This window comes from Gryllotalpicola ginsengisoli DSM 22003 (genome assembly GCF_000419445.1).
Lineage (GTDB): Bacteria > Actinomycetota > Actinomycetes > Actinomycetales > Microbacteriaceae > Gryllotalpicola > Gryllotalpicola ginsengisoli.
This window is the reverse complement of record NZ_AULK01000001.1, coordinates 294,217-309,947: the sequence shown is the minus strand read 5'-3', so window position 1 is coordinate 309,947 and position 15,731 is coordinate 294,217. Positions and strand designations below refer to the sequence as shown.

At 70.7% G+C, this 15,731-nt stretch carries 16 protein-coding genes; 11 read left to right on the top strand and 5 right to left on the bottom strand.

Features of this window, described 5'->3' with window-relative positions; all coding sequences use genetic code 11:
* Positions 1-2: 2 nt before the first annotated feature.
* The 3 genes from H563_RS0101455 to pdxT are packed head-to-tail and all read left to right on the top strand — an operon-like array spanning position 3 to position 2,158.
* On the top strand, positions 3-596 hold the full coding sequence (locus H563_RS0101455; protein WP_022880855.1) for an HIT family protein: 594 nt from the start codon (positions 3-5) through the stop codon (positions 594-596).
* A gap of 60 nt (positions 597-656) precedes the next feature.
* A complete protein-coding gene (gene pdxS / locus H563_RS0101450) occupies positions 657-1,562 on the top strand; it encodes a pyridoxal 5'-phosphate synthase lyase subunit PdxS (RefSeq protein ID WP_022880854.1) in 906 nt (301 codons plus the stop codon).
* On the top strand, positions 1,562-2,158 hold the full coding sequence (gene pdxT, locus H563_RS0101445; protein ID WP_022880853.1) for a pyridoxal 5'-phosphate synthase glutaminase subunit PdxT: 597 nt from the start codon (positions 1,562-1,564) through the stop codon (positions 2,156-2,158). Before pdxS ends, pdxT begins: the two co-directional genes overlap by 1 nt.
* Here the strand turns inward: pdxT and H563_RS14425 are convergent.
* A complete protein-coding gene (locus tag H563_RS14425) occupies positions 2,155-3,207 on the bottom strand; it encodes a sialidase family protein (protein ID WP_022880852.1) in 1,053 nt (350 codons plus the stop codon). The two genes, pdxT and H563_RS14425, sit on opposite strands and share 4 nt — an antisense overlap.
* A 58-nt stretch (positions 3,208-3,265) precedes the next feature.
* Entirely contained in the window at positions 3,266-4,078 is an 813-nt protein-coding gene (locus tag H563_RS14420) for an alpha/beta fold hydrolase (protein WP_022880851.1), read from the bottom strand.
* Positions 4,079-4,143: 65 nt separating this feature from the next.
* On the opposite strand from H563_RS14420, the gene H563_RS0101430 reads away from it, so the two are divergent.
* The 8 genes from H563_RS0101430 to H563_RS0101395 all read left to right on the top strand — a co-directional run bounded on the left by H563_RS0101430 (position 4,144) and on the right by H563_RS0101395 (position 12,870).
* Complete coding sequence (locus H563_RS0101430) at positions 4,144-4,905, top strand: YebC/PmpR family DNA-binding transcriptional regulator (RefSeq protein ID WP_022880850.1); 762 nt, start codon at positions 4,144-4,146, stop codon at positions 4,903-4,905.
* A gap of 6 nt (positions 4,906-4,911) precedes the next feature.
* Positions 4,912-5,496 (top strand): crossover junction endodeoxyribonuclease RuvC, encoded by a 585-nt coding sequence (ruvC, locus tag H563_RS0101425; protein WP_022880849.1) that lies wholly within the window; start codon positions 4,912-4,914, stop codon positions 5,494-5,496.
* A gap of 68 nt (positions 5,497-5,564) precedes the next feature.
* Positions 5,565-6,209: a Holliday junction branch migration protein RuvA gene (gene ruvA / locus H563_RS0101420; RefSeq protein ID WP_022880848.1), complete on the top strand. Its 645-nt coding sequence runs from the start codon at positions 5,565-5,567 to the stop codon at positions 6,207-6,209.
* Positions 6,206-7,270, top strand: coding sequence for a Holliday junction branch migration DNA helicase RuvB (ruvB, locus tag H563_RS0101415; protein ID WP_022880847.1), 1,065 nt, complete (start codon positions 6,206-6,208; stop codon positions 7,268-7,270). The genes ruvA and ruvB overlap by 4 nt, the downstream gene beginning before the upstream one ends.
* A gap of 81 nt (positions 7,271-7,351) precedes the next feature.
* Positions 7,352-7,774, top strand: coding sequence for a preprotein translocase subunit YajC (gene yajC, locus H563_RS14415; protein WP_022880846.1), 423 nt, complete (start codon positions 7,352-7,354; stop codon positions 7,772-7,774).
* 66 nt (positions 7,775-7,840) lie between these two features.
* On the top strand, positions 7,841-9,583 hold the full coding sequence (secD, locus tag H563_RS0101405; protein WP_022880845.1) for a protein translocase subunit SecD: 1,743 nt from the start codon (positions 7,841-7,843) through the stop codon (positions 9,581-9,583).
* Positions 9,583-10,599 (top strand): protein translocase subunit SecF, encoded by a 1,017-nt coding sequence (secF, locus tag H563_RS0101400; protein WP_022880844.1) that lies wholly within the window; start codon positions 9,583-9,585, stop codon positions 10,597-10,599. The genes secD and secF overlap by 1 nt, the downstream gene beginning before the upstream one ends.
* 21 nt (positions 10,600-10,620) lie before the next feature.
* Complete coding sequence (locus tag H563_RS0101395) at positions 10,621-12,870, top strand: RelA/SpoT family protein (protein WP_022880843.1); 2,250 nt, start codon at positions 10,621-10,623, stop codon at positions 12,868-12,870.
* Positions 12,871-12,896: 26 nt separating this feature from the next.
* On the opposite strand, the gene H563_RS14410 is transcribed toward H563_RS0101395, so the two are convergent.
* The 3 genes from H563_RS14410 to H563_RS0101380 all read right to left on the bottom strand — a co-directional run bounded on the left by H563_RS14410 (position 12,897) and on the right by H563_RS0101380 (position 15,688).
* A complete protein-coding gene (locus tag H563_RS14410; RefSeq protein ID WP_022880842.1) occupies positions 12,897-13,436 on the bottom strand; it encodes a type IV toxin-antitoxin system AbiEi family antitoxin in 540 nt (179 codons plus the stop codon).
* 63 nt (positions 13,437-13,499) lie between these two features.
* Positions 13,500-14,723, bottom strand: a complete 1,224-nt coding sequence (locus H563_RS0101385; protein WP_022880841.1) for a DUF349 domain-containing protein — start codon at positions 14,721-14,723, stop codon at positions 13,500-13,502.
* A gap of 104 nt (positions 14,724-14,827) precedes the next feature.
* Positions 14,828-15,688: a peptidylprolyl isomerase gene (locus tag H563_RS0101380; protein WP_022880840.1), complete on the bottom strand. Its 861-nt coding sequence runs from the start codon at positions 15,686-15,688 to the stop codon at positions 14,828-14,830.
* Between the last annotated feature and the right edge of the window lie 43 nt (positions 15,689-15,731).

Sequence of the window (15,731 nt, the reverse complement as noted above, 5' to 3'; positions counted from 1 at the left end):
GGATGGCGCGGCTGACGCTCGACGACTACGGGGACGACGGGGGGCAGGAGCACGGGGCATCCGTGCGCGTCGACGACCCGTCGCACCTCGCCGGCGTGCCCGACGAGTTCCAGCGGCTGTGGACCCCGCACCGCATGGTCTACATCAAGCAGGGTCAGCAGCAGCCGCACGGCGACGACTGCCCGTTCTGCGCGGCACCCGGCCTGCCCGACGACGAGTCCTTGATCGTGCACCGCGGGGCGACCGCGTACGCGCTGCTCAACCTGTTCCCCTACAACAGCGGGCACCTGCTGGTATGCCCGTACCGGCATATTTCGACCTACGACCAGGCGAGCCCCGAGGAGGTGCTGGAGATCGGCCAGATCACACAGACCGCGATGCGGGTGATCAAAGAGGTGAGCCGCAACGACGGCTACAACATCGGCATGAACCAGGGCGAGATCGCGGGCGCCGGCATCGCCAGCCACCTGCACCAGCACGTCGTGCCGCGCTGGGCCGCCGACTCCAATTTCCTGCCGATCATCGCGAAGACGAAGGCGCTGCCGCAGTTGCTGGGCGAGGTCAGGGCGGCCATCGCGGACGCGTGGCCGGAGTAGGTGGGCGCCGCCCCCTCGTCGGCGCCGAGCGGTGCGCCGATCAAATAGACTCTGAAGACTATGACTTCCACCAACCCGAACACCGGTGAGATCGGTTCGAGCCGAGTCAAGCGCGGACTCGCCGAGATGTTGAAGGGCGGCGTCATCATGGACGTCGTCACCGCCGAGCAGGCGCGCATCGCCGAGGACGCCGGCGCCGTCGCCGTCATGGCGCTCGAGCGCGTGCCCGCCGACATCCGCGCTCAAGGCGGCGTCGCCCGGATGAGCGACCCCGACCTCATCGACCAGATCATCTCGGCCGTCTCCATCCCGGTCATGGCCAAGGCGCGCATCGGCCACTTCGTCGAGGCCCAGGTGCTGCAGGCGCTCGGCGTCGACTACATCGACGAGTCCGAGGTGCTGTCGCCGGCCGACTACGTGAACCACATCGACAAGTGGGAGTTCACGGTGCCGTTCGTCTGCGGCGCGACCAACCTCGGCGAGGCGCTGCGCCGCATCAACGAGGGCGCGGCGATGATCCGCTCCAAGGGCGAGGCGGGCACCGGCGACGTCTCCGAGGCGACCAAGCACATCCGCAAGATCACGAGCGAGATCAACGCCCTCAAGGCGATGACGAAGGACGAGCTGTACGTCGCCGCCAAGGAGCTGCAGGCGCCCTACGAGCTCGTCGCCGAGGTCGCTGCGACCGGCAAGCTGCCCGTCGTGCTGTTCACCGCGGGCGGCGTGGCCACACCCGCCGACGCCGCGATGATGATGCAGCTCGGCGCCGACGGCGTGTTCGTCGGCAGCGGCATCTTCAAGTCGGGCGACCCCGCCAAGCGCGCCGCCGCGATCGTCAAGGCGACGACCATGTACGACGACCCGCAGACGATCGCCGAGGTCAGCCGTGGGCTCGGCGAGGCCATGGTCGGCATCAACGTCGGCGACCTGCCCGCCCCGCACCGGCTGGCGGAGCGCGGCTGGTAGTGGCGGCCAGCACCCCCAAGGTCGGCGTTCTCGCCCTGCAGGGCGACTTCCGCGAGCACCTCGCCGTGCTCGGCGAGCTGGGGGCCGAGGCCGTGCCGGTGCGCCGCCCCGCCGAACTCGCCGAGGTGCAGGGACTCGTGATCCCCGGCGGCGAGTCGACCGTCATGGACAAGCTGTCGCGCGCCTTCGGCCTGCGCGAGCCGGTGCAGCGGGCGATCTCCGCCGGGCTGCCCGTCTACGGCACCTGCGCGGGGCTGATCATGCTGGCCGACCGGGTCCTCGACGCGATCGACGGGCAGCTGACCCTCGGCGGGCTCGACGTCACCGTGCGGCGCAACGCGTTCGGGTCGCAGGTCGACAGCTTCGAGACCGACCTGCCCATGCCGGTGCTCGGTGACGAGCCGGTGCACGCCGTGTTCATCCGCGCCCCCATCGTGGAAGAGGTGGGCGCGGCGGCGACGCCGATCGGCACGCTGGCGGACGGCCGCGTGGTCGCCGTCGAGCAGGGCAATCTGCTCGGCACCTCGTTCCACCCGGAGGTCACCGGCGACTACCGGTTCCACGACTACTTCCTGCAGAAGGTCCGCGCGGCCTAGCCTTCGGGCACCTCGACTTCGGCGCGGCCGAAGACGATCGCGCCGTCGGCCTCGTACAGGATGCCGGCGCTGCCGTCGGGCAGCAGCGCGGTGTCCGCGTACCCCGCGGCCTGGGGCCGCACCAGGGCGCCGCGCCCCCAGGTGGCGCCGCCGTCGAAGGACGGCCGCAGGGTCAGGCCGCGCCGCGAGGTGCGGTGGGCGTGGTGGACCGCGAGAAGCGCCCCGCCGCCGACGTGCAGGATGTCGCCGTGGCAGGCCGGCCCGGGGAACGGCATGCGCCGCGGGGGGCCGAAGCTGCGGCCGCGGTTGCCGCTGACCGCCAGCCATTTGCCGCCGCGCAGCTGGTCGCGCATGTAGAGCACGACCCGGCCGTCGTCGAGCTGGGCCTGCTGCGCCTCGTTCGACCCGGTCACGTCGGCGATGCCGCCGATCGCCCAGGTCTCGCCCCCGTCGTCGGAGTAGAACACGTGCGAGCGGTACGGCTCGTCGCCCCCGTAGGACGGGTCGGAGTGGTTCGCCGGGATCAGCACGCGGCCGTTCGCCAGCGGCTCGACCGACCCGGGACCCGTCGCGTACCAGCGCCAGCCCGGCAGCTTCACCTGCGAGGTGATCTCCACCCGGTCGCTCCAGGTGCGCCCGCCGTCCGCGCTGTGCTGCAGGAACACCCGCCGGGTGTCCTGCGAGGTGCCGTCGAGGATGGCCTGCTCCGTGTCGGCGGCCAGGTTCCAGGTGCTCACGAGCAGGATGCGCCCGTCCGGCAGTTGCACGGGCACCGGGTTGCCGCAGGTGTTGGCGCCGTCGCCGGAGACGACCTGGACCGGGCCCCAGCTCTCGCCGGCATCCGTCGAGCGGCGCACGCCGATCGTGATGTAGCCCGCGTCACCCGGCTGGGCGCGCAGCTCGGCGAACGCGAGCAGGGATCCGTCGGCGCAAACCAGCAGCGCGGGGATGCGCGTGGTGGGCGCGTGGCGGCCGCTCTCGAAGACGATCCGCTCGGCGCCGTGCTCGTACTCGACGGCGCCGCTGACGGGGGTCTGTGACAGGGTCATCGCCACGACGGTAACAGCCCGGGCTGTCAGAATCCGGCAGGCGCCGCCCGCCGGAGGCTCATCTGCGGCCGGTGACCGCCCACTGCTCCCGCACCATGCCGGCGACGGCATCCGGGTCCTCCAGCGGGGCGATGTTGCGCACGCCGTAGAGCGTGCGGGTGCGCCCGTTGGCCATCCGGTCGGTGACCGCCTCGGCCTGGGCCGGGCCCCAGCCCAGGCGGTCGTCGCCCGCGACGAACACCGACGGCGCCTCGACCTCGAGCGCCGCCGCCTCCAGCGAGGGCCGATCGAGCACGAACGACTTCGCCGCGCGGATGAAACCGCTCCGGTCGACGTGCTCGAACCCCTCGGTGACGATGCGCGTGGCCACCGGGTCGACCGCGATGGTGCGGTCGTTGAGGATCGAGTGCAGCAGCCGGCGCCGGATCCACCCGGGGAACCCGAAGGCGCGGATCAGCGGCAGCGCGGAGGCCAGGCCCCGCCGTTCCCGGCCGGCGAGCGGCGGCGTGGGCGCGCCGATGGCGACGAGAGATCGGATGCGCCGCGGCATCGCGACCGCGGCGGCGATGCCGACCTGACCGCCCCAGCCGTTGCCCACCCAGTCGACGCGGTCGATGCCGAGCGCGTCGAGCACGTCGAAGGCGGCGAGGGCGCACTCCTCGATCGTGCTGCGGCGGGTGAGCGGGTCGCTCGCGCCGAACGACGGACCGTCGATGAGCACGAGCGTGCGCATCTGCGACAGCACAGGCACGACGCGGTCCCAGCTGTGCGAGTCGACGAAGAAACTGTGCCAGAGCACGGCGGTCTGGGTCGGCCCCTCCACGACCCTGACCCCCAGCCGACCGAGACGGGTCGAGAGGGAAACGGGCATAGCAGAAACCCTATGCCTGCGGCCTCTCGTAGAATCGACCGAACGCATATCTACTCAGGAGACGCATGTCCGGGCATTCCAAGTGGGCGACCACGAAGCACAAGAAGGCGGTCATCGACCAGCGCCGAGCCAAGTCGTTCGCGAAGCTGATCAAGAACATCGAGGTCGCGGCCAAGATCGGCGGCGCCGACATCGCCGGCAACCCGACCCTCGCCGACGCCGTGCAGAAGGCGAAGAAGACCTCGGTCCCCAACGACAACATCGACCGCGCCATCAAGCGCGGCGCGGGCCTCACCGGCGAGACCGTCGACTACGCGACGATCATGTACGAGGGGTACGCCTCGGGCGGCGTGGCCCTGCTGGTCGAGTGCCTCACCGACAACAAGAACCGCGCGGCCGCCGAGGTGCGCACGGCGATGTCGCGCAACGGCGGCACCCTGGCCGACCCCGGTTCGGTCGCCTACAACTTCAGCCGCAAGGGCGTCATCGTCGTGCCCGGCGAGGGCGTGACGGAGGACGACGTGCTGGCCGCGGTGCTCGACGCCGGAGCCGAGGAGGTCACCGCCCAGGGCGACGGGTTCGAGGTGATCACCGAGCCGAGCGAGCTCGTCGCGACGCGCACGGCGCTGCAGGAGGCGGGGATCGACTACGACTCGGCGGACGTCGAGTTCGTCGCATCCGTCAAGGTCGAGGCCGATGCGGAGACCGCCCGCAAGGTGTTCAAGCTCATCGACGCGCTGGAGGACAGCGACGACGTGCAGAACGTCTACACCAACCTCGACCTGTCGCCCGAGGTGCAGGCCGAGCTCGAGGACGACGAGGACTAGCAGCCCATGCCGCTGCGGGTGCTCGGGATCGACCCGGGACTCACGCGCTGCGGATACGGGGTGATCGACGCCGGCCGCGCACCCGAACTGGTACGGGTCGGCGTCGTGCGTACGCCGTCGGACATGGAGCACGGGCAGCGGCTGGTCACCATCCTGGCCGGGCTGCGCGAAGTCATCGCCGACACGGAGCCCGACGTCATGGCGCTCGAGCGGGTCTTCGCGAACAACCAGCGCAACACCGTCATGGGCGTCGCCCAGGTGTCCGGGCTCGTCATCCACGAGGCCGCGAGCTCCGGCACTCCGCTCGAGCTGTTCACGCCGAGCGAGGTGAAGAACGCCGTGACCGGCTACGGCGGGGCCGAGAAGGCGCAGGTCGGCGAGATGGTGCGGCGCATCCTGCGGCTGCAGGCGGTGCCCAAGCCTGCGGATGCGGCGGATGCGCTCGCCCTCGCCATCGCGGCGTCGTGGCGCTCGGCCCGCGCCATCCCGACGGATGCCTCGCGCCGCACCCCGCGCGCAGCCGCGGGCGCCCTCACCCCCGCGCAGCGCGCCTGGCTCGACGCCGAGAAGTCGGTGCGCAAGCAGTTCTGACAACCCTCGTTCATGTGTTCGAGTGTCGCTGCGCCGCCTCGGCGCTGCGCGCCCGTAGCCTGGGGGACATGATCAGCTCGCTCCGCGGCACCGTGCTGCGCGCATCCGGCTCCGCCCTCGTGCTCGAGGTCTCGGGGGTGGGCTATCTCGTGAACGTCACGCCCGAGCACGCGCTCTCGCTGCGCGTCGGCGACGAGGCCTTCGTGCACACCTCGTTGGTGGTGCGGGAGGATGCGCTCAGCCTGTTCGGCTTCGAGGACGCGGAGCGGCTCGAGGTGTTCGAGCTGCTGCTCGGGGTGAACGGCGTCGGGCCGAAGTCGGCCCTCGGCGTCCTCGCCGCGCTCACCCCCGACCAGATCGCCGCCGCGGTGCAGGCCGACGACGACTCGGCGTTCCGAAAGGTGAGCGGCATCGGCCCGAAGACCGCCAAGCTCATCGTCGTCTCGCTCGCCGGGAAGCTGCACGTCACCACCCGGGTCGCCGCGGCGCCCGCGACCGCCGCTCCGTCGACGTCCGTCGCCGACGACGTGCGGATCGCGCTGGTCGGGCTCGGCTGGCCGGAGAAGACCGCCGCCCAGGCCGTGGCCGACGTCTTCGAGGAGCTGGGCGACGCCGCATCCGATGCCGCCGCGTCGAGCGTGCCCGCGCTGCTGCGCCGCGCGCTCGCGCTGCTCGGCCCCGCCGCACAGCACCCCGCGGGGGCGCGCCGGTGAGCGACGACCTGACCGCGCCGCAGGCCCAGGGCGAGGCGGAGCTCGCCTTCGAGGGCGCGCTGCGGCCGAAGACCCTCACCGAGTTCGTGGGCCAGGCCAAGGTGCGCGGGCAGCTGCAGCTGCTGCTCACGGCCGCGCGCCTGCAGGAGCGCACCGCCGACCACATCCTGCTCGCCGGCCCCCCTGGGCTCGGCAAGACGACGCTCGCGATGATCGTGGCGGCGGAGAGCGACCGGCCGCTGCGCATGTCCAGCGGCCCCGCCATCCAGCACGCCGGCGACCTGGCGGCGGTGCTCTCCTCGCTCGTGCCCGGCGAGGTGCTCTTCATCGACGAGATCCACCGCATGGCGCGCAGCGCGGAGGAGATGCTCTACCTCGCCATGGAGGACTTCCGCATCGACATCATGGTCGGCAAGGGCGCCGGCGCCACGAGCATCCCGCTCGACCTCGCGCCGTTCACCCTGGTGGGCGCGACGACCCGCTCGGGTCTGCTGCCGAATCCGCTGCGCGACCGGTTCGGGTTCACCGCGCATCTCGAGTTCTACTCCGACGAGGAGCTCGAGCAGGTGCTCGACCGCGCCGCCGGCATGCTCGAGCTCGACATCGACAAGCGCGCGCTGGCCGAGATCGCCCGCCGCAGCCGCGGCACCCCGCGCATCGCGAACCGGCTGCTGCGCCGCGTGCGCGACTACGCGCTCGTGCACGGCCAGGCGCCGTCGGGGCGCGACGCAGCCCGGGCGGATCTGGCCGCCGTGCAGGCCGCGCTCGAGCTGTACGACGTCGACCCGCTGGGTCTCGACCGGCTCGACCGCGCGGTGATGGAGACGATCCTGACGCGTTTCGACGGAGGACCCGTCGGGCTGTCCACCCTCGCCGTCTCGGTGGGGGAGGAGGCGGAGACGATCGAGTCGGTGGTCGAGCCGTTCCTCGTGCGCATCGGCCTCGTCTCCCGCACGCCGCGCGGTCGCGTGGCCACGGCGCAGGCGTGGCGGCACTTCGGACTCGAGCCCGGGCGGGGCCCGTCCGGCGCCCAGCAGCCGCTGTTCACCGATAACCTATAATCGCCACCAGGCCGATCGGCCGAGGCAACACCCGAGCGTGAGGTGAGTGCTTCCCTCACATCGAAAGGACTTCCCCTCTTCATGGGCGACAACACCTTCTTGATCGTCGCGATGTTCGTGATCATCGCGTTCTTCTTCTTCTGGACGTGGCGGAACAACCGCAAACGCCAGGCCGCCGAGGCCGAGAAGGCTGCGAAGCTGCAGCCCGGGGTCGAGGTGATGACCAACTTCGGGCTGTTCGGCACGGTGAAGTCCGTCGACGCCGAGAACAACAAGGTCGTGCTCGAGGTGAGCCCGGGCAATCTCGCCACGGTGCACCGCCAGACCATCGCCCGCATCGAGGAGCCGAAGCCGGAGGAGCCGACCGCCGCCGCAGCCGACAGCGCGACGTCGACCAGCGCCGTCGACGACGCGAACGCCGCGGCGCAGAAGCAGGCCGCCGACGCCGGCGGCGCGCCCGAGTTCGGCGAGCGGATCACCCCGACGACCAAGAACGACGAATAAGACCGTCCCGACCATCCGCTCGCGAGAGTCCCTGGCTCTCACGGGAAGAAAGCTGAGTTCCCGCCCATGGCGAAGTCGTCCCCCGTACGGCACGCATCGCGCTCCCTGATCTGGCTGGGGGTGATCATCGTCGCCCTCGTGGCCGCCCTCGCCGGGGGCGTGCTGTGGGGAGGGGCCACGATCGCCCCCAAGCTCGGCCTCGATCTCCAGGGCGGCACCGAGGTGATCCTGACCCCCGCGCTCGAGCACGGAAAGCACGTCACGAGCGACGAGCTGGACCAGGCGGTGTCGATCATCCGCCAGCGCGTGGACGCGTCCGGCGTCTCGGAGGCGACCGTGTCGACCCAGGGCAACGACAACATCGTGGTCGACGTTCCGGGCAAGCTCGACGAGGCGACCCGGGAGCGCATCGAAGCCTCCTCCAAGATGGAGCTGCGCCCCGTGCTGCTCGCCGAGTCGCCCGCCACGACGAGCTTCACCGGCGACGACGGCAAGGAGACGCCGTACCCGACGCCCGCCCCGACGCTCGCCAACACCCCGACCGCAAAGCCGACCGACGCGAGCGACCTGAACTACGTCACCCCATACCTCGAGGCGGAGTACGAGTCGTTCGACTGCTCTTCGCTGAAGAACGCGGACACCAACGTCGCTCCCGCCTCCAAGCCGCTCGTCACCTGCGACAGCGACGGCACGACCAAGTACCTGCTCGGCCCGGTCGAGGTCGAGGGCAGCCACATCACGGATGCCTCGGCCGGCACCGTCACGAGCTCCCAGGGCGTCTCCACGGGTCAGTGGGCGGTCAATCTGACCTTCGACAAGAAGGGCGCAGCGGCCTTCGACAAGGTCAGCCAGCGGCTCTACAACTACTACGAGGCCGCCGAAGAGGCCGGCACCTCCGACGCGCGTTCCCAGTTCGCGTTCGTGCTCGACGGCAAGGTGCTCGAGGCGCCGCAGATGCAGGGCGTCATCACGGGCAACACCTCGCAGATCACGGGCTCCTTCACGCAGGAATCCGCTCAGGCGCTGGCCGACCAGCTGAAGTTCGGCGCCCTGCCGGTCAGCTTCAAGGTGCAGAGCTCCGACACCATCTCGGCCACCCTCGGCTCGACGCAGCTGCTGTCGGGCATGATCGCCGGCGCGATCGGTCTGCTGCTGGTGTTCATCTACACGCTGTTCCAGTACCGCACGCTCGGCTTCGTGACGATCTTCTCGCTCGTCATCGCCGCGGCCCTCAGCTACCTGTCGATCGCGGTGCTGTCCTGGGAGATGGGCTACCGCCTGTCGCTGGCGGGCGTCGCGGGTCTGATCGTCGCGATCGGATTCACCGCCGACTCGTTCATCGTCTACTTCGAGCGCATCAGGGATGAGCTGCGCGGCGGTCGCGAGCTGATCTCCGCCGTGGAGGCGGGATGGAAGCGGGCCCGGGCCACCATCTACGCGGCCAAGAGCACGAACCTGCTGTCGGCGATCGTGCTGTACTTCCTCGCCGTCGGCAACGTGCAGGGCTTCGCGTTCACCCTCGGCCTCACGACGATCATCGACGTCATCGTGGTCGTCATGTTCACGCATCCGATCCTGCGGCTGCTCGCCCGCACCCCGTTCTTCGCCTCCGGCCACAAGCTCTCCGGTCTCGACCCCAGCGCCCTCGGCGCCGTCTACCGCGGAGCCGGGCAGTTCCGGCCGCCCGTGGCGGTGAGCTCGGCCAAGCTGGCCGGCGCCCGCAAGGAGGCGGCCAAGCGCCAGACGATCGCAGAGCGCAAGGCGGCCCTGCAGAACGCCGGCGGCGCCGGCGACGGAAAGGACGACTGATGCCTTCGCGTTTCCAGCAGTTCGGCAACGACCTCTTCACCGGCGCCCGGTCGATCGACTTCGTCGGCCGCCGCAGGCTGTGGCTCGGGATCTCCGCGGTGCTGATGGTGGTGTGCATCCTCGTGCCGATCGTGGGCGGCGGCTTCAACTGGGGCATCGACTTCCGCGGCGGCTCGCAGTTCGAGGTCTCGCACACCAAGTCCACCAACCAGAACATCGCCATCGCGGCGGTGCACGACGTCAAGTCCGACGCGGTCGTGCAGACCACCGTCGTCAACGGCGACGGCGTGCGCGTCACGACGGACCAGCTGACCACGAACCAGACCAAGAAGGTCACCCAGGAACTGGCCGACGGCTACAAGGTCGACGAGGACGACATCACCTCGTCGTACATCGGGCCGGCCTGGGGCCAGGACGTCAGCCGGAAGGCGCTGCAGGGCCTCGGCGTGTTCCTGATCCTCGCCTTCATCGGCATGGCGCTGTACTTCCGCACCTGGAAGATGTCGCTCGCCGCGATCATCACGCTCTTCCACGACCTGATCTTCACCGCCGGCGTCTACGCGCTCACCGGCTTCGAGATCACGCCGGCGACGGTCATCGGATTCCTCACCATCCTCGGCTACTCGCTGTACGACACGGTCGTCGTGTTCGACAAGGTGCGCGAGAACACGGGGGAGGACAAGTCGCGCCTCAGCCGCACCTTCGGCGAGTCGGTCAACCTCGCCGTCAACCAGACCCTGGTGCGGTCCATCAACACCGCCGTCATCGCGGCGCTGCCGGTCGCGGGCATCCTCTTCATCGGATCGTTCGTGCTCGGCGCGGCGACCCTGGAGGACATCTCCCTCTCCCTGTTCGTCGGCATCCTGATCGGCACCTACTCGAGCGTGTTCGTCGCCGCCCCGCTCTACGCCTGGCTGCGCGAGAACGAGCCCGAGATCGCCAAGCACGATCGCCGGGTGCGCTCCGCACGGGCCAAGGCACCGGTCGACGCGGAGAGTGCCGCCGTCACGCGATAATGGGGCGAGGAGGCGGTCACCATGGTCGATACGACAACGAGCAATCAGACCGCCTCGCTGCGCCGTCTGGTGCCCCGGCTGTTCTCCCGGGCGCAGCAGGGCGGCGCCCTCGACATGCTGCTGCGCACCGTGCGCCAGCACCACCCCAAAGCGGATGTGGGTCTGATCGAACGCGCCTACCGCGCCGCTGAGCTCGCACACCAGGGGCAGACCCGGCGCAGCGGGGAGCCGTACATCACGCATCCGCTCGCCGTCGCGCAGATCCTCGCCGACCTGGGCATCGGGGCGAAGACGATCGCCGCGGCGCTGCTCCACGACACCGTCGAGGACACCGACTACACGCTCGACCAGCTCACCCAGGACTTCGGCAGCGAGATCGCGATGCTCGTCGACGGCGTCACCAAGCTCGACAAGGTGAAGTACGGCGACAGCGCGCAGGCCGAGACCGTGCGCAAGATGATCATCGCGATGTCGAAGGACATCCGGGTGCTGGTCATCAAGCTCGCGGACCGCCTGCACAACGCCCGCACCTGGGGCTTCATGCCCAAGCAGAACGCCGAGCGGAAGGCGAAGGAGACGCTCGAGATCTACGCGCCGCTCGCGCACCGGCTCGGCATCCAGACCATCAAGAGCGAGCTCGAGGACCTGAGCTTCGCGGTGCTGCAGCCGAAGCTGTACGTCGAGATCGAGAACCTCGTCAAGCAGCGCTCGCCCGAACGCGAGCGGGTCGTGCAGCAGGTGATCGACGCGATCGACGAAGACCTGAAGGCCGCGCGCATCCGCGGAAAGGTCGTCGGCCGGCCCAAGCAGTACTACTCGATCTACCAGAAGATGGTCGTGCGGGGACGCGAGTTCGACGAGATCTACGACCTGGTCGGCATCCGCGTGCTCGTGACGACGGTGCGCGACTGCTACGCGGTGCTGGGCCAGATTCACGCCAGGTGGACGCCCATGCCGGGGCGGTTCAAGGACTACATCGCGACCCCGAAGTACAACCTGTACCAGTCGCTGCACACCACCGTCATCGGCCCCGGCGGCCGCGCGGTCGAGATCCAGATCCGCACCGAGGAGATGCACCAGCGCGCCGAGTACGGCGTCGCCGCGCACTTCAAATACAAGGAGCGCGCCGCCGGTGCGAAGGACGACAAGCGGCAGGTCGACGCCGACCTGACCTGGCTCGCCCACATCACCGACTGGCAGGCCGAGACCGACGACCCGAGCGAGTTCCTCGACTCGCTGCGCTACGAGATCGGCGCCAAGGAGGTCTACGTCTTCACCCCCAAGGGCAAGGTGATCGGCCTGCCGCAGGGGGCGACCCCGGTCGACTTCGCGTACGCGGTGCACACCGAGGTCGGCCACCGCACCATGGGCGCGAAGGTGAACGGCCGCCTGGTGCCGCTCGACTCCGAGCTCGCAACGGGCGACGTCGTCGAGGTGTTCACCTCGAAGAACCCGGATGCGGGCCCCAGCCAGGACTGGCTGAACTTCGTCAAGAGCCCGCGCGCGCGCAGCAAGATCAAGCAGTGGTTCACCAAGGAGCGCCGCGACGAGGCTGTCGAGCAGGGCAAGGACGCGATCGCGCGCGCCATGCGCAAGCAGAACCTGCCGCTGACCCGCCTGATGAGCACCGAGTCGCTGACGGATGTCGCGACCCAGCTGCACCTGGACAGCGTGGAGGCGCTCTACGCCGCCGTCGGCGAGGGGCACGTGTCGACGCAGTCCGTGCTCGAGAAGCTCATGGCCGGGCTGCAGCAGGACGAGGAGGAGAGCCCCGCCCCCGATCTGCCCCCCGCCGGCCGGCGCCGGGTGCGCTCCTCGAGCGACTCGGGCGTGCTCGTGCGCGGGGCCCCCGACATCCTCGTCAAGCTCGCCAAGTGCTGCACCCCGGTGCCCGGGGACCCGATCGTCGGCTTCATCACCCGCGGCTCCGGCGTATCGGTGCACCAGGCGGACTGCCACAACGTGAAGGGCCTCATGGCCGAGCCCGACCGGATGATCGACGTCGAGTGGGCCGAGGAGAACAAGGGCGTGTTCCTGGTGCAGATCCAGGTGGAGGCGCTCGACCGCTCCGGACTGCTCAGCGACATCACCCGGGTGCTGTCGGAGCACCACGTCAACATCCTCTCCGCGAGCGTGCAGACGACGAGCGACCGGCTGGCCCTGTCGCGGTACGTCTTCGAGATGGGCGACACCACCCACCTCGACCGCGTGCTCAACGCGGTGCGCCGCATCGACGCCGTCTACGACGTCTACCGCGTCAGCGCGGGCTAGCGCGCGTCGGCGCCGGTCGGCTCCGGTCAGCGCGACCATTCGCCGATCGTGCGCAGGGCGCGGGCCTTGCCCGGCACCCGGCCGAGCGAGCGCAGCAGCTCGACCGCGGCATCGGTGACGCCGGGGGAGCCGGCCAGCCGCCTCGCCCCGGAGGCGACCTGCGGTGCGAGCACGGGCTGCTGGGCCAGGTCGAGCAGGGTGCGGGCGGGCGAGGTCAGTCGCAGGCCCTCCAGCTCGATCACCTCGGCGTCCGAGATGACGACCTCTCGCACGCCGACGCGCGGCGTGGGCACGAGACGCAGCCCGCGCAGCTCGCGGGGGAGGGCGGCCGTGTGCGTGAGGGGCGGATGCGGCAGGCATCCGTGCACCCACAGCGCCGAGTCGCGCTCGGCGATCAGCCGCGGCCCCAGCACCCCGGTCAGCGCCCGGGCGCGGCTGGCCGGCCAGTCGGGTTCGTCGACGACGATGACCGCCTCGTCGAGCGGGAACGCGTCGCCGTCGAGCAGCAGCGCCGACAGCTCGGCGACGGGGAGGTCGTGGCGGGTGAGCACCGCGGGCATTCGCATCCCGACATGGTGCCCCGGGCGCCCGCGGCCGCGGCCGCGGCCCGACGCCGCTGTGGAGAACGGCTAACGCAGCGCGTTCAGCCAGGCGCGGCGGGCTTCGATGGCCTCCTGCGCCTCCGCGACCGCCTTGGCGTCCCCGGCGGCCTGCGCCTCGGCCAACTCGGCCTCGAGCCGCTCGATCGCCTCGCTGAGCTGGGCGGCGAGACCCGCGCTGCGCGCCTGCTTCTCGGGGTTGTTGGCCCGCCAGTGCTCCTCGTCGAGTTTGCGGACGGCCGCCTCGACGCGCCGCAGCCGGTCCTCGATCTGGCGCACCTGGTCGCGCGGCACCCGCCCGATCTGGTCCCAGCGGGTCTGGATGTCGAGCAGCTTGGCCTTGGCGCTGTCGCGGTCGGTCGCGTTCAGCAGCGGCTCCGCCTCGGCGAGCAGCGCGAGCTTCGCCTCGAGGTTCGCCTGGTACTCCTCGTTCTCGACCGCATCGATCTGCGCCTTCGCGGCGTAGATCGCGTCGCCGGCGGCCTTGAACCGGGCCCACAGGGCATCGTCGTCGCGCTTGCCGGCGCGGCCGGCGCGCTTCCACTCCTCGAGCAGCGCCCGGTACTCGGGAATCGCGTCGGGACCGCGCGGGACGAGCGCCTCCGCGCGTTCGATGAGCGCCGTCTTGGCGGCTCGGGCCTCGCGGTGCTGGGCGTCGAGCTCGGCGAAGAACGCCTTGCGGTTGTGCTCGATGGTGCTGCGCGCGGCGCGGAAGCGGTGCCAGAGCTCGTTCGCCTCGTTCTTCGGCAGGCGCGGGCCCTCCTTCTGGTGCTGCTGCCAGCGGGCGAAGAGCTCGTCGAGCCGGGCGCTGGTGCGCTTCCACTGCGTCTTGGCCGGGTCCTCCGCTGCGAGGGCCTCGGCCTCGGCGACGATGCCCTCCCGCACGGCGAGAGCCTCGGCGATGGCGGCCTTCGCCTCCTCGGTCTGCTGCTGGGTCAGCTCCTCGACGGTGCCGCCGAGCTTGTCGAGGCGGGCGACGAGGGAGGCGAGGTCGCCGACGGCGTTGGCGCCCACGACGTTCTGCTTTAGCGATGCCACCGACTTGGCGATGTCCGCCGCCGGGGCGCCGCGCCGGGCGCGCTGCTCGAGCAACCCGACCTGGCCCGCGAGGTCCGCGTACTTGCGCTCGAAGTAGGCCAGCGCCTCTTCCGGGGTGGCGCCCGGGAACTCGCCCACGGCGCGCTCCCCGTCGCCCTCGCGCACATACACGGTGCCGTCTTCGGCCACGCGGCCCCACGGATTCGGATTGGACAAGATGCTCCACCTTGCGAACGGATCGGCCGAGCCCGCGGCCGATGCTGACACTCTCCGTGCAGCCTATTGCACGGGCGCCCGGGCGGCGACGGACCGGGGGCGCGCTACTTGAGGGTGAACGCGGTGATCTTGGTCGCGACCTTCGGCGTGCCGTCGTTCGGGGTCGACGAGTCGGAGGGGGTGAGGCCCTTGTCGGCGATCTTGGACACCAGCTGGTCGAGCCCGCTCGTCACGGTGCCGATCACGGTGTAGCCGCCGGCCGCGTCGTTCGGGATGGTCGTGTCGCCGTAGACGATGAAGAACTGGCTGCCCATGCTGTTCGCGTCGCCGGAGCTGCGCGCCATGGCGATGGTGCCGGCCTTGTACTTCGCCGAGCCGTACGGGTTGCTGTCCGTCTTCGACCCGGAGATCGTCTTCGGGGCGTTCTCGATCGGGCCGTAGCTGTACCCCGGACCGCCGGTCGGCCCGTCGGCGACGGTCTTCGCGCCGCCGCACTGGAGCACCTTGAACGTGTCGGCGTTGGTCAGGCGATGGCACACCGTGCCGATGTAGAAGCCGGACTGCACCAGAGAGATGGTCGACGAGACGGCCTGCGGCGCCGCCTTGCCGTCGAGCTTGACGCCCAGCTTCACGTTCTTGTTGAGCGTGAGCGTGCCGGTCCAGGTGCGGTTCTTCGCGATGCTCTTCGAGGGCACCGAGCCCGACGTGGTGGGGCTCGGAGTGGGCGAGGCCGAGGAGCTCGGCGCCGACGTCGACTTCGCCTTCGGCGCACCCGGCCCGACGCCGAAGTAGGTCAGCTGCAGCGCGACCGCGGCTGCGGCCACGACGACGACGGCGATCCCCGCGATCCAGTTGTCCCGGCGCCGGCGCTTCTTACCGCGCTCGTGCACCGCTTGGCGGGCCTGGTAGGCGCGCAGGCGCTCGCGGGCGATGCGGGCTTCGCGGTCGTTCTTCGAGGGGGCCAAGCTGCGATCCTTTCGCGTCGTCGGCTCGCACTTTATCGGGTCG

Excerpts from the sequence above, each read along its gene's own strand:
- ruvA (WP_022880848.1), top strand. The coding sequence starts at position 5,565 with ATGATCAGCTCGCTCCGCGGCACCGTGCTGCGCGCATCCGGCTCCGCC.
- H563_RS0101395 (WP_022880843.1), top strand. The coding sequence starts at position 10,621 with ATGGTCGATACGACAACGAGCAATCAGACCGCCTCGCTGCGCCGTCTG.
- H563_RS0101455 (WP_022880855.1), top strand. The coding sequence starts at position 3 with ATGGCGCGGCTGACGCTCGACGACTACGGGGACGACGGGGGGCAGGAG.
- H563_RS14425 (WP_022880852.1), bottom strand. The coding sequence starts at position 3,207 with ATGACCCTGTCACAGACCCCCGTCAGCGGCGCCGTCGAGTACGAGCAC.
- H563_RS14420 (WP_022880851.1), bottom strand. The coding sequence starts at position 4,078 with ATGCCCGTTTCCCTCTCGACCCGTCTCGGTCGGCTGGGGGTCAGGGTC.
- ruvC (WP_022880849.1), top strand. The coding sequence starts at position 4,912 with ATGCCGCTGCGGGTGCTCGGGATCGACCCGGGACTCACGCGCTGCGGA.
- pdxS (WP_022880854.1), top strand. The coding sequence starts at position 657 with ATGACTTCCACCAACCCGAACACCGGTGAGATCGGTTCGAGCCGAGTC.
- H563_RS14410 (WP_022880842.1), bottom strand. The coding sequence starts at position 13,436 with ATGCGAATGCCCGCGGTGCTCACCCGCCACGACCTCCCCGTCGCCGAG.
- yajC (WP_022880846.1), top strand. The coding sequence starts at position 7,352 with ATGGGCGACAACACCTTCTTGATCGTCGCGATGTTCGTGATCATCGCG.
- H563_RS0101430 (WP_022880850.1), top strand. The coding sequence starts at position 4,144 with ATGTCCGGGCATTCCAAGTGGGCGACCACGAAGCACAAGAAGGCGGTC.
- secF (WP_022880844.1), top strand. The coding sequence starts at position 9,583 with ATGCCTTCGCGTTTCCAGCAGTTCGGCAACGACCTCTTCACCGGCGCC.
- secD (WP_022880845.1), top strand. The coding sequence starts at position 7,841 with ATGGCGAAGTCGTCCCCCGTACGGCACGCATCGCGCTCCCTGATCTGG.